The sequence below is a fragment of the Streptomyces sp. NPDC002446 genome, assembly GCF_053595675.1.
Genome location: NZ_JBSFYC010000042.1, coordinates 40948 through 52936 on the forward strand (window position 1 = coordinate 40948; position 11989 = coordinate 52936).

Below are 11989 nucleotides of genomic sequence, written 5' to 3' on the forward strand. Positions count from 1 at the left end.
GACTTCCGTTTTCCGTCAGCGCTCTCGCCGACGTCTTCTACGCTAGGGCCGGTAGCGGGACATTTCGGGGTAGCGAAGGGACCGGGCATGGTCAAAAAACGACAGGAGGAGGCGGAGCCCGTTCCGGAGATCCGGGAGGTGGCGTTCTCCGCGCCGGCCGGGCGGCCCGCGGGTGTGGAGGTGATGACGCTCGCCGAGCTGCGAGAGCGCGCGGACGCCTGCCAGCTGGCGACTCCGCACCGCCCCGGCTTCCACCATCTGCTGACCCTGGACAGCGGACGCCTGGTGCACAGCGTCGACTTCCGTGAGCACCGTCTCACCCCGGGCGATCTGCTGTGGTCGCGCCCCGGCCAGGTCCAGCACTTCGGCGATCTGGCGGGCGCGGAGGGGCGGCTGGTCCTGTTCGAGGCCGGCTTCCTGGATCCGGCGACGGCGGCCGCGGCCCGGATCGAGGACTGGTACGGGCCGCCCGTACGGCGTCTGAAGGGCGCGGCGGCGCGCGGTGTGGACGAGGCGATGGGCCAGCTGCACCGCGAGTTCGGGGCGCTGGGCGGGCTGCCGCTGGAGATACACCTGGAGGTGCTGCGGCATCTGCTGGCCGTACTGGTGCTGCGGGCCGCGCACCCGGGCGGGCCGGCGGACGACGGGGCGGGCGGCTGCGCGGCGAGCGAGACGTATCTGCGCTTCCGGGACGCGGTGGAGCGGGGCTTCACCCGCAGCCGCCGGGTCGCCGACTACGCCCGCTCGCTGGGGTACGCGCCGCGCACCCTCGCGCGGGCCACCGAGGCGAGCGCGGGCATCGGGGCGAAGGAGTTCATCGACCGCAGGGTGGTGCTGGAGGCCAAACGGCTGCTGGCGCACGGCGACCAGTCGGCGGCCCGGATCGCGGACCGGCTGGGCTTCGCCGACGCCACCAACTTCAGCAAGTTCTTCCAGCGGCAGACCGGCAGCACCCCGATCGCGTTCCGGGTGGCGGTGCGGGGCGGGGCGCAGCGGGTGGGGGGTGGGCCGCTGCGCCCCGCCTAGGGACGGTGGTCCGGGACGACGGGCCGGACCTCCGGTGGGGGTGGGACCTGTCTCAGCCGGTGTAGGCGCCGAACGCCTTGGTGAAGTCCAGCGGGCCCTGCTCGATGGAGCTGCAGGTCGGCTGGGCGGAGTTGCCGGAGCCGCCCGGGCACGCCTTGTCGCGGGTCGAGGACCACATCGACAGCCAGCCCAGGTGCCTGGCCTTGGCGAACTTCACCAGCTGGGCGGCGTCTTCGGCCTTGAAGACCTCGTTCTGGACGTCGTTGACGCCGATCATGGGCGTCACGGCGACGGCCTTCCAGGCGGCCGCGTCGCTCAGGCCGAGGGCCTTTTTGATCTGGCCCTGGGTGGCGGTGGCGGCCTTGGTGGCGTAGGTGCCCATGTCGCCGTCGTAGGAGGGGCCGTAGTCCATCGCCATGATGTTGACGGCGGAGACCTTGACGCCGTTCTTCCTGGCGTCGGCGACCAGGTTCACCCCGTCCTGGGTCAGGCCCTCGGGCATGACCGGCAGGGTGAAGGAGACGTCCAATGCGGGGTGCTTCTTCTGGAGCTGGGCGATGGCCTGGGCGCGGCGGGTGTTGGCGGCGGTGTCGGGCAGCGCGCCGCCCTCGATGTCGAAGTCGACCTTGGTGAGCTTGAAGCGGTCGATGACCTTGCCGTACGCGGCGGCCAGCTCGTCCGCCGAGCCGCAGGCCAGGCCGAGTTCGGAGCCGTTGGCGCCGCCGAAGGAGACCCGCACGTCGCCGCCGGCCTTGCGCAGCCGGGGTATCTGCGCGGCCACCGGGTTGCCGTCGAGCTCGCCCGCGCCGCCCCACTTGGGTACGCAGCCGCCGCCGGAGGTGATGAACGCGAGGTTGAAGTTCTTCACCCCGGTCTTCGCTGCGGTGCCGACCAGGTCGTAGGCGGGGCTGAGGGAGGTGTCGACGTACGGGGAGAAGCCGGCCGCGCGCTTCGCGGCGGCGCCGGGGGTCCGCGGCGCCTTGTCGGCGAGGGCGGATCCGGCGACGGCGAAGGCACCGCCGGCCGCGAGCGCGGCGGCCGCGCCGGTCACGATCAGCTTGGTGGTACGGCTCTTGCGCCGGCGGTGTGCCGAAGGGTTCATCTCGTCCTGCCTGTCGTCACGTGGGGGGGTGGGGTGCACCGTGGTGCGTCCCGCACGCTAGCGGCAGCGAAACGGACAAATGCCGGGATCCGTACGGCGGTTGGCGGAATTATGGCCCCCTTAAGGAAGCGGAAGGGGGTGGTTAAGACCTCCGGCCTATGCCACACACCCGTTCGCTCAGGAGCCGGTGCGGGCGGCTCGCCGGCGGCGGCCGCGGAGGGTGCGGCGCAGCCGGTGGCCGCGGCGTACGCCGTGCCGCTCGCGCCGGTCGTCCAGCGCCAGCCACACCCGTACCTCGGTGCCGCCGAGGACCGAGCGGCCCAGGCGCACATCGCCGCCGGTGGACTCGGCCAGCCGGCGCACGATGTCCAGACCGAGGCCGGTGGAGCCGTCGCCACCGCCACCGTGGCCGCGGCGCAGCGCCGCGTCGGGGTCGGCGATGCCCGGGCCCGCGTCCGAGACCAGCACGATCACCGCGTCCTCGGCGTTGTGCACATCGACCGCGAAGGCGGTGCCCTCGGGGGTGTGCCGGAAGACGTTGCCGAGCATCGCGTCGAGGGCGGCGGCGAGTTCGGGGCGGGCGACCGGGATGCGTACCGGGCGGTCCGCGCCGGCGATGCGCACGGTGCGGCCCTCGTCCTCGGCGAGCGCCGACCAGAAGGCCATCCGCTCGCGGATCACCTCGGCGGCGTCACAGCCGGCCGCGGCCGCCGCCTGCCGGGTCTGCGCCTTCTGCTCGCGGGCGGTGCGGATGATCTGGTCGACCTCGCGCTCCAGCTGTTCGACGGCGGCCCGGGTCTGCTCGGCGGCCGGGGTGTCGCCCAGGGAGGCGGTGTTGAGCCTGAGGACGGTCAGCGGGGTGCGCAGCCGGTGTGAGAGGTCGGCGGCCAGTTCGCGTTCGTTGGCGAGGAGCTGGACGACCTGGTCGGCCATGGCGTTGAAGGCGCTGGCCGCGGAGCGCAGTTCCTTGGGGCCGTCCTCCGGGACGCGTACGCCGAGCTTGCCCCTGCCGAGGTCGAGGGCGGCGCCCGCGAGCCGTTCCGCGGGCCGCACCATGCGGGTGCCGAGCCGGTCGGCGACCGCCACCGAGCCGATGACCAGCGCCAGTCCGACGGCGGCCAGTACCACCCAGGAGGTGGTGACGCCGTTGGTGAGCGCGGCGTCGGGGACGAAGACCTCGACGACCGCGATACCGGAGGCGACGGCGGTCGGCTGCAGCAGCACGGAGCCGCCGGGGACCGGCGAGATGGAGGCCCGGCCGATCTCGACGGCGGCCGCGACATCGGCGGGGGCGGCCCGCCGGGACCCGATCTCGGCGGGGGTGCCGTTCTTGCCGCTCGCCGGGACGTGGACGCCGATCCGGCCGCCGGGCCCGGTCTCGGCGCTGGCGACGGCCCGCTCCAGCTGGGTGCGGTCGGTGGTGATGGCGAGGACCGGGCCGATGGTGGCGGCCTGCCGCTCGGCGTTGGAGTACGCGCGGTCGCGGGCCAGCTCCTTGACGACGAGTCCGAGGGGGACCGCGAAGGCGACCACGACCATGGTGGTGACCGCCAGCGCCACCTTGACCAGGGCCCATCTCACAGCGTCTCGCTCACCGCGGCGGCTCCAGCTTCACGCCGACGCCGCGCAGGGTGTGCAGATACCGGGGCTTCGCCGCGGTTTCGCCCAGTTTGCGGCGGAGCCAGGACAGATGGACGTCGATGGTCTGGTCGTCGCCGTAGGACTGCTGCCAGACCTCGGCGAGCAGTTCCTTGCGCGGGACGACGACGCCGGGGCGCCCGGCGAGGAAGGCCAGCAGGTCGAACTCCCGGCGGGTGAGGTCGAGCGCGACACCGTCGAGGCGGGCCTGCCGGCGCAGCGGGTCGACGGACAGGCCGCCGACCCGGATCACTCGTGAGGGCGGTTCCGCGCCGGCCGCACCGGCCCGCGCACGGCGCAGTACGGCCGCCATCCGGGCCGAGAGGTGCTCGACGGAGAACGGCTTGGTGAGGTAGTCGTCGGCGCCGTCGTTCAACAGCCGTACGATCTCCGCCTCGTCGTCCCGGGCGGTGGCGATGATCACCGGGACGTCGGTGATCCCGCGCAGCATCTTCAGCGCCTCGCCCCCGTCCAGATCGGGCAGGCCGAGGTCGAGGATGACCACGTCGAAGCCGACCTGCGCCACCTCGCGCAGCGCCTCCAGGGCGGTCCCGACGCTGCGCACCGTGTGGGCGGCCTCGGTCAGATGCCGGATGAGGGCCGAGCGTACGAACTGGTCGTCCTCGACCACGAGCACACGTGCCATGGGCCGCACCGTACGCCATTCGGGCCGTGTTCCTTACCCGAGGTTGACGCCCGAGCGGTGCGTTCCGCCGTCCTGGACCGGCTGCGACCAGGGTGGCCGGTGGTGCAGTATGAGCCGAATGCAACGAGGACTGGTTCACGTGGCGGCCTGGACGCTGGCGACCGGCGCCGCGGTCACGCTGTCGTGGTTCGGCGTGCACACCGTGCTGTCCGGCACGGCCTACGACCCGCCGCGCGCGCTGCCCCTCTCCGACCAGGTGGCCTCCTCAGGGGCCCGGGGCGAGAGCGGCGCGACACCGCGGGTCTCCTCCACCCACCGCCCCAGACCGGCCGCATCGGCGGGGCGGAGCCCGTCACCCGCCGACGGCAGGCCGACGAAGCCGGCCGCGCCCCCGGCCGCCGGCGCGACCCGCCCGGGCCCGTCCGCCGCCCCGCCTGGCGGCAACGCGCCCGCCACCGGCGGCGAGGTCAAGAGCTACTCCACGGCGGGCGGCCGGGTCGTCTTCACCATGGGCAGCGCCTCCGCCGAACTGGTGTCGGCGACCCCGAACTCGGGCTGGGAGATGCAGGTCTGGAAGCAGGACGGGTGGATCCGGGTCGACTTCACGGGCGGCGGCGCGCACACCTCGGTGTTCTGCACCTGGAACGGGCATCCGCCGACGGTGCAGACGACCAACCACGCGACCTGAACCGGGCCCTGCCGGACGTCGGCCGGTGCCGTACGCCGCCGACGCATACGCCGGCCCGCGAGATGCGTCAGTCGAAGGCCTTCGCGGGCGGCGCCGGGGACCGGACGGCCGTGGCGTCGGTGACCGGCACCGCGCCGCCGGTGAAGTCCGCCAGCGCACGGCCGTGTTCGACCCGCCCGGCCTCCGGATCGGTCGCGGCGCGGCGGGTCAGCTCGGCGATCGGCAGCGGGCCGTCGGAGGCCAGGAGGACGGCGTTGCCGAAGCGTTTGCCGCGCAGTACGGCCGGGGCGGCGGTGAGGCAGAGTTCGGGGAACACCGTGCGGACGGTGGCGATCTGGCCGCGCAGAAAACGCAGCGGGGGCCCGTCCGCGAGGTTGGCCGCGTAGCTGCCGCCGGGCCGCAGCGCGCGGCGGACGTCGGCCACGAACTCGGAGCTGGTCAGATGCGCGGGCGTACGCGCCCCGCCGAAGACATCGGCGATGATCAGGTCGGCCCAGCCGTCGGGGACCTTCGCCAGGCCCGCGCGGGCGTCGCCGCCGCGCACCCGGATCCGCCAGCCGCTCTCCAACGGCAGCTGCCGGCGGACGAGTTGGACCAGCGCCGCGTCGATCTCCACCACCTGCTGGGTGGACCGGGGCCGGGTCGCGGCGACATAGCGGGCCAGGGTCAGCGCGCCGCCGCCCAGATGGACGACGCGCAGCGGGGCGCCGGGCGGCCCGGCGAGATCGGCGATGTGCCCGAGCCGGCGCTGGTAGGAGAAGTCGAGGAAGGACGGGTCGTCGAGGTCGACGTGCGACTGCGGGGCGCCGTCGAGCAGCAGTGTCCAGCCGCGCGGCCGGTCCCGGTCGGGCCTGAGCTCCGCGAGCCCGCCGTCCACCGTCTCCGTGACGGACTCCGCTCCGCCGCGCCCGCGCCTGCTCCTCGCCATGCCCCCAGTATGACTGCCGCACCGCATGCCGTATTCCCTGGTCAGGGCGGTACGGCGGACGGCGCGGCGGCGGTGGGGAGAGCGGCGGACCACCCGCGACCGCGAGGCCGGGGCGGTCCGCCGAATGCACTACTTGCCTCCGAAGCTACCGTTCACGCAGTGGTTCCCGAATGCCGGGTTCAGCAGTGCGAGGATGTTGAGGCTGTTACCGCAGGCGTTGATCGGGATGTTGATCGGCACCTGGATCACGTTGCCGCTCAGGAACCCCGGGGAACGCGTGGCGACGCCCTTGGCCACGGCGGAGTTCCCGCCGCCGTGACCGTGGTGGCCGTGGCGGTGCTTGTGGCCGCCGTAGCTCTGCTGGATGTACTGAGCGTGACCGGCACGCTCGTGACCACCCTGCTGGGCGACACCGCCACCGGCGGACGCGATGCCTGCGCCACTGACCACCAGGGCGCAGCCGGCCGCAGCCGTCGCGGCGGACTGGACGAACCGCTTCATCCCATTCTCCTTTCAGTTCGCGAATGGGGCACCCGGTCACAACGAACGGAATGAGGCAGGGATGCGGGCGTTCCCCCTTACGGGAAATCGTTGGTCCTTCTGGCAGCAATCATTAGCCCTTCTGGCAGCAAGCACCCGCCGGGGAACTCCGGCATTCCGCCGATCGGGATCCCCCTGCGGCATACGGCGTGCCTGTCGCGGTTTCCAACATGATTTCTGTCAGAGTGCTCTCCTGTTTGACTGATAGAAGTCGGAGAGGAAGACATGCGGAAGTCGACGGACCGCACCGGGCGCGGCGTCGTGTGCGCGCCGGCCGCCTCCTGCGCGGCGGCCCGGCGGGGCACCGCCGCCGATACCGCCGACCCGGCGAATGATGTGATGAATTCGACGATCAGCGAATTCGTCCTGGAGTCCGCCCGAAAGCCCTCCTGCCGCAATACCTCCGCAATCGATTCCAAGGTATTCGGGAGGGACTCCGCACTGCGGCACCGAGCCGATCGGTGCGCTTTCCGATTCACCGGCCGAGGTCCGGGATATCCGCTCGGCGCGCTCGACGCCCGGGCCGGTACCCGTCCCTGAGCAACGCCCAGGAGTTTTCCGCAAAGGCCCGTACGGAGCCGCGCGGACGGACCGCGAAGGCCGTGGGGAGTCCACTGAGAGTGCTGTCAGGGGAGCGGATCAGGCGATGACGACGGAGAGCGCGGACGCGCACCGTTCCGCCCGGGTGCGGCCCCCGTCGGCGGTTCCTTCGGCGGTTCCCCGCCGGCGGCGCGCCGTCGCCCCGCTGGCGGCCGCTGACTGCCTGGGCGCTACGGGTGCCGCGGTGCTCGCCCTCGGCCCCGGTACCGCGCCGGCGCTGCCCGCCGCCGTCGTGCTGGGACTGCTGCTGCTCCACGCCCGGGCCGGGCTCTACCGTCCGGGCCCCGCGCCGACCGCGCTGGGCGATCTGCCGGCGCTGCTGGGCCGGGCCGCCGTCTGCTGGTGCGCGACGGCCGCGCTGCTCGCCGCCCTACGGCCGGACCTGGCGCTGTCACCGGCCCTGCTGGCGGCCGCAGTGCTGGCGCAGACCGTGCTGGTGTGCGGCGGCCGGGCCGCGGTCTACCGGGCGCGCCGCGGCCTGGCCCGCCGGCGGCCGCGCAGCACGCTGATCGTGGGCACCGACCCGGCCGCCCGGCAGCTGGCCGCCGCGCTCCTGGCCCACCCCGAGTACGGCATGCGCCCGGTGGGCGTGGTCGCGCCGGCGCCGTCCGGCCCGCCCGAAGCGCCCCCGGGCGACGGGGCGCTGCCGCTGCCGCGGCTCAGCGCCCCCCAGGACATCACCCTGGCCGTCATCCAGCACACCGTGCGCGACGCGGTGTTCACCGTGCCGCCGTACGGCGATCCGCACACCGCCGCGCTGCTGCGCCGCTTCGTCGACCAGGGCTCGGCGATCTGGCTGGCCGGCGCCGCGGCCGCCCGCGAGGGACGCCCGCCGCACCCGGAGACCGATCATCTGTGGGGCTTCGCCTGCCGCCCGCTGGACACCGCCCCGCCCCGGCACGGCAGTTGGGGCAAGCGGACGCTGGACCTCGCACTGGCCGCGCTCGCGCTGGCGGCCGCGGCGCCGGTGCTGCTGGGCTGCGCGCTGGCGCTGCGGCTCGCCGACGGGCCCGGTGTGCTGCTCCGGCAGGAGTGCACCGGCCGCGGCGGCCGCAGCTTCACCCTGCTGAGGTTCCGCACCCTGCGCCCCGGTGACGAGCACGGTGCGACGGCGCAGTGGAGCGTGGCGGACGACGCCCGGACGACCCGGGTCGGCCACCTGCTGCGGCGCACCTCGCTGGACGGGCTGCCGCAGCTGTGGAACGTCCTGCGCGGCGAGATGAGCCTGGTCGGGCCGCGCCCGGAGCGCGCCTGCCGCGCCGCGGAGCTGACCCGGCGCTGCCCGGAGTACCCGGCTCGGCACCGCATGCCGGTGGGCATCACGGGACTCGCCCAGGTGCACGGACTGGGCGGGCGGACCTCCCTTGAGGAGCGGGTCCGCTTCGACAACCTCTATATCGACGGCTGGTCGCTGTGGCAGGACGTCCGGATCCTGCTGCGCACCGCGGCCCGGCCGCCGTGGCGGGAGGGCGGATGAGCACGGACGCGGCGGCCGCCGTCCGGCCCGGCCCGGCCCGGTCCGTAAGACACCCCAACCCCGGGAGGCATCCGGTGAAGGTTCTCCATGTCATCACGGGCCTCGGCATGGGCGGCGCCGAGCAGCAGCTGCGGCTGCTGCTGCGCCGGCTGCCCGCCCAGTGCGAGGTCGTCACGCTGGCCGGTCCGGGACCGGTCGCCGACGCCATCGAGGCGGACGGCACCCCCGTCACCCCGCTCGGCATGACCGGCCACCGCGATCTGACCGCGCTCCCCCGCCTGGCCGGGCTGATCCGCACCGGCGGCTACGACCTGGTGCACACCCACCGCTACCGGGCCTGTGTCTACGGCCGGATCGCCGCCCGGCTGGCCGGCGTACGGGCCGTGGTCGCCACCGAGCGCTCCCTGGGCGACGCGGTCATGGAGGGACGCCGGCTGACCCGCGGGGTCCGCGCCCTCTACCGGGCCACCGAGCGGCTGGGCACGGCGACGGTCGCGGTCTCGGACACCGTCGCCGCCCGGCTGCGGCGCTGGGGCGTGCCCGAGCAGCGGATCCATGTGGTGCCCCACGGCATCGAGGCGCACCGCTTTGGCTTCGACCCGGCCGCCCGCGCCAGGGTCCGCACCCGGCTCGGGCTGCCGCTGGACGCCTTCGTGGTCGGCGGCGCCGGCCGGCTGGTGCCCGGCAAGCGGTTCGACGTCCTGGTCCGGGCGGTGACCCAACTCCCCGGCGTACACCTGCTGCTGGCGGGCGAGGGCCCGGAGCGGGAGGTACTGCGGCGGATGGGGGAGCAGTTCGGGTCGGGCGACCGCATTCACCTCCTGGGCGCGATCGACGACGTGGCCGGATCCCCGGCAGCGCCTGCCGATGCCGCCGATACCGCCGATACCGCCGATACGGCCGACGTACCCGACATCCCCGCCCTGCTCTCCGCCCTCGACGTCTTCGTCTCACCGTCCCCGGAGGAGGCGTTCGGGCTGTCCGTCCTGGAGGCGCTCGCGTCCGGGCTGCATGTGCTCTACGGCAGCTGCCCGGCGGTCGACGAGCTGCCCGAGGAGCAGGCGCCCGGCGCCCGCCACTTCAGCCCCGGCGTACCCGAACTCGCCGCTGCGCTGCGGGAGTTGCGGCGCGAAGGGCCGGTCCGGCTGCCGGTGCCGCCGGTGGTGCGGCGCTATGACATCGCGCGCAGCGCCGAGTCGCTGATGGCCGTGTACGAGCAGGCGGTGGCCGCCGCCCCCGCCCGGCGGCGCACCCCCGCGCCGGTCCCCGCGCCGCAGCCCCACGCCCCCGGAGTCGTCTCGCTGCCGGACCCGTCCCGGTCGTCCGCCCCGTCCCAGCTCTCGAACAGGTAGAAAGCGCAGGAACTCCGATGTACGACCTCGTGGTGGTGGGCGCCGGCCCGTACGGACTGTCGATCGCCGCGCACGCGGCGGCGGCCGGACTGCGGCTGCGGGTCCTGGGCCGGCCGATGGCCTCGTGGCGCGACCATATGCCCGACGGCATGCTCCTCACGTCCGAGCCCCGGTCCAGCAGCCTCTTCGGCCCGTCCGGCCGCCACAACCTGGGCGAGTACTTCGCCGTCCACGACCTGACCGCCGAGCACGGCGTCCCGCTGACCCTCGACACCTTCGTCGCGTACGGCAGATGGTTCGGCGAACGGGCGGTGCCGCAGGTCGAGGAGGTCACCGTCACCGCCGTACGCCCGGACGACGACGGCTTCCAGGTCGTCACGGACACCGGCGAGCCGATCGCGGCCCGCACCGTCGCGCTCGCCGTCGGCGCGCTGCCGTTCGCCGACCGCCCCTGGCCGCTGCTCGAACTCCCCCCGGAACTCGCCTCGCACAGCAGCGACCACCGCGATCTGCGCCGCTTCACCGGCCGGGACGTCGCGGTGATCGGGTCAGGTCAGTCCGCGCTGGAGACCGCGACCCTGCTGGCCGAGCAGGGCGCCCGGTCCGTGGTGGTGGCCCGCGCGGACCGGCTGCGCTGGGACCGCCCGCCGCAGCCGCAGGAGCGCGGCCGGCTGCGCGCGCTGGGCACCCCGCGCGCGGGGCTCGGCACCGGCTGGCCGGCCTGGGTGTGGTCCCAACTGCCGGCTGCGGTACGCCTGCTGTCCCCGGCGGCCCGGACGCGGATGGCCGAGACCGCGCCCGGCCCGTCCGGCGCCTGGTGGCTGCGGGAGCGCTTCGAGTCCGCGGTGCCGGTCCTGCTGGGCCACCGGGTCCGGGCCGCCGTCCCCCACGGCGAGGGGGTGCGGCTCCACCTCACCCGTACGGACGGCGGCGCCGAGACCCTCGACGCCCACCATGTGGTGGCGGCGACCGGCTTCAGCCCCGACCTGCGGCGGCTGCGGCTGCTCCACCCCCGGGTGCGCACCACCGTGCGAACGGTGGGCGGCGGGTGCGCGCCCGAGCTGAGCTCCGGCTTCGAATCGTCCTGGCCCGGCCTGTTCTTCGCGGGGCTGCTGACCGCGCCGACGTTCGGCCCGTCGATGAAGTTCGTGTACGGGACGGAGTTCACCGCGCCGCGGCTGCTGCGCGGCGTGCAGCGCCGGCTGGGCGACCGGCGCGGCGCCACCACCATCCCCCGTCCGACGCGGGACGGCGCACCGGCCGGCACGAGCGGCCCGGCACCGGACGCGGCGGCCGGCGAACCCGCGCACTGACCGCGCGCCCCGGCCCCGCCGGGCCGCTCTCCGGCGGCGGGCGCTCACTGGCAGCGGTCGACGGCCTCGATCGTCCGTGCCGCCTCGCCGAGCGCCGCGCGCAGTACGGCCGGGTCGGTGGCGGCGGCGCCCGCGCCCTCCGGGGGCACCAGCCAGCCGGTGCCGGTCACCGGCGGCTCCACCGCGACGCCTTCACCGCACAGCGCACCCGGCGCGATGCCCCGCCCGTACGTCTGGGTGCACGCGCTGCCCGGCACGTCCCAGCCGTCGGCCGTACCGGGCGGCACCAGGAAGCCGAGGGTGTCGCAGGCGCCGTCGTGCAGTACGGGGCCGACGCCGTCCCGCAGCCGCAGGATGTCGACGGCCTCCAGCCCTTGCCGGGCAGGCACCGTGACGAGGTCACAGGGCTGGACGGGTACGGCGGCCGCGCCACCCGGGACGGCCTGCTTGCGCAGGCCTCCGGCCTGGCCCGCGGAACCGTTGCCGCCCCTGCTCACGCCGGTCTCCCACACGGAGAACCCCTCCTCCTGCACACGCCGCAGCCTTTACACCGAATTCAACGGTCAGACGTGTCAACAGCTACGGCGGCGTAACGCTGCAAAGGATGGCAGTTCATGGCAGATCGCGCGTGAGATATCCGGTTTGTAGCCAAACTGGGCATATCGGAGCCATCGCGGCC

General features: G+C 74.5%; 11 protein-coding genes. 5 read left to right on the forward strand and 6 right to left on the reverse strand.

The window, feature by feature from the left end:
* Positions 1–87 precede the first annotated feature (87 nt).
* Positions 88–1026 (forward strand): helix-turn-helix domain-containing protein, encoded by a 939-nt coding sequence (locus tag ACWD6P_RS23125; protein WP_451446046.1) that lies wholly within the window; start codon positions 88–90, stop codon positions 1024–1026.
* A gap of 52 nt (positions 1027–1078) precedes the next feature.
* Here ACWD6P_RS23125 and ACWD6P_RS23130 read toward each other — a convergent pair whose 3' ends face one another.
* The 3 genes from ACWD6P_RS23130 to ACWD6P_RS23140 form a co-directional block, all read right to left on the reverse strand.
* Complete coding sequence (locus ACWD6P_RS23130) at positions 1079–2128, reverse strand: chitinase (protein ID WP_451446047.1); 1050 nt, start codon at positions 2126–2128, stop codon at positions 1079–1081.
* A 177-nt stretch (positions 2129–2305) separates the two neighbouring features.
* Positions 2306–3709 (reverse strand): sensor histidine kinase, encoded by a 1404-nt coding sequence (locus tag ACWD6P_RS23135; RefSeq protein WP_451446048.1) that lies wholly within the window; start codon positions 3707–3709, stop codon positions 2306–2308.
* Between the two features lie 10 nt (positions 3710–3719).
* A complete protein-coding gene (locus ACWD6P_RS23140; RefSeq protein WP_451446049.1) occupies positions 3720–4412 on the reverse strand; it encodes a response regulator transcription factor in 693 nt (230 codons plus the stop codon).
* 118 nt (positions 4413–4530) lie between these two features.
* Here ACWD6P_RS23140 and ACWD6P_RS23145 point away from each other — a divergent pair, with 118 nt between their 5' ends.
* Complete coding sequence (locus ACWD6P_RS23145; protein ID WP_451446050.1) at positions 4531–5100, forward strand: hypothetical protein; 570 nt, start codon at positions 4531–4533, stop codon at positions 5098–5100.
* Positions 5101–5167: 67 nt separating this feature from the next.
* On the opposite strand, the gene ACWD6P_RS23150 is transcribed toward ACWD6P_RS23145, so the two are convergent.
* Both ACWD6P_RS23150 and ACWD6P_RS23155 read right to left on the reverse strand, forming a co-directional pair.
* Positions 5168–6028, reverse strand: coding sequence for a spermidine synthase (locus tag ACWD6P_RS23150; protein WP_451446051.1), 861 nt, complete (start codon positions 6026–6028; stop codon positions 5168–5170).
* A 129-nt stretch (positions 6029–6157) separates the two neighbouring features.
* Positions 6158–6529 (reverse strand): chaplin, encoded by a 372-nt coding sequence (locus ACWD6P_RS23155; protein ID WP_451446052.1) that lies wholly within the window; start codon positions 6527–6529, stop codon positions 6158–6160.
* 685 nt (positions 6530–7214) lie between these two features.
* Here ACWD6P_RS23155 and ACWD6P_RS23160 point away from each other — a divergent pair.
* The 3 genes from ACWD6P_RS23160 (at position 7215) to ACWD6P_RS23170 (ending at position 11310) form a co-directional block, all read left to right on the forward strand.
* Complete coding sequence (locus tag ACWD6P_RS23160) at positions 7215–8645, forward strand: exopolysaccharide biosynthesis polyprenyl glycosylphosphotransferase (protein ID WP_451446053.1); 1431 nt, start codon at positions 7215–7217, stop codon at positions 8643–8645.
* A 74-nt stretch (positions 8646–8719) separates the two neighbouring features.
* The gene (locus ACWD6P_RS23165) at positions 8720–9997 is read left to right on the forward strand and encodes a glycosyltransferase (RefSeq protein ID WP_451446069.1); all 1278 of its coding nucleotides are present in this window, start codon (positions 8720–8722) and stop codon (positions 9995–9997) included.
* Positions 9998–10014: 17 nt separating this feature from the next.
* The gene (locus ACWD6P_RS23170) at positions 10015–11310 is read left to right on the forward strand and encodes an NAD(P)-binding domain-containing protein (protein ID WP_451446054.1); all 1296 of its coding nucleotides are present in this window, start codon (positions 10015–10017) and stop codon (positions 11308–11310) included.
* Between the two features lie 44 nt (positions 11311–11354).
* Here ACWD6P_RS23170 and ACWD6P_RS23175 read toward each other — a convergent pair whose 3' ends face one another.
* Positions 11355–11843, reverse strand: a complete 489-nt coding sequence (locus ACWD6P_RS23175) for a hypothetical protein (RefSeq protein WP_451446055.1) — start codon at positions 11841–11843, stop codon at positions 11355–11357.
* Positions 11844–11989: the final 146 nt, after the last annotated feature.

Excerpts from the sequence above, each read along its gene's own strand:
- ACWD6P_RS23170 (WP_451446054.1), top strand. The coding sequence starts at position 10,015 with ATGTACGACCTCGTGGTGGTGGGCGCCGGCCCGTACGGACTGTCGATC.
- ACWD6P_RS23155 (WP_451446052.1), bottom strand. The coding sequence starts at position 6,529 with ATGAAGCGGTTCGTCCAGTCCGCCGCGACGGCTGCGGCCGGCTGCGCC.
- ACWD6P_RS23150 (WP_451446051.1), bottom strand. The coding sequence starts at position 6,028 with ATGGCGAGGAGCAGGCGCGGGCGCGGCGGAGCGGAGTCCGTCACGGAG.
- ACWD6P_RS23145 (WP_451446050.1), top strand. The coding sequence starts at position 4,531 with ATGCAACGAGGACTGGTTCACGTGGCGGCCTGGACGCTGGCGACCGGC.
- ACWD6P_RS23160 (WP_451446053.1), top strand. The coding sequence starts at position 7,215 with ATGACGACGGAGAGCGCGGACGCGCACCGTTCCGCCCGGGTGCGGCCC.
- ACWD6P_RS23140 (WP_451446049.1), bottom strand. The coding sequence starts at position 4,412 with ATGGCACGTGTGCTCGTGGTCGAGGACGACCAGTTCGTACGCTCGGCC.
- ACWD6P_RS23125 (WP_451446046.1), top strand. The coding sequence starts at position 88 with ATGGTCAAAAAACGACAGGAGGAGGCGGAGCCCGTTCCGGAGATCCGG.
- ACWD6P_RS23130 (WP_451446047.1), bottom strand. The coding sequence starts at position 2,128 with ATGAACCCTTCGGCACACCGCCGGCGCAAGAGCCGTACCACCAAGCTG.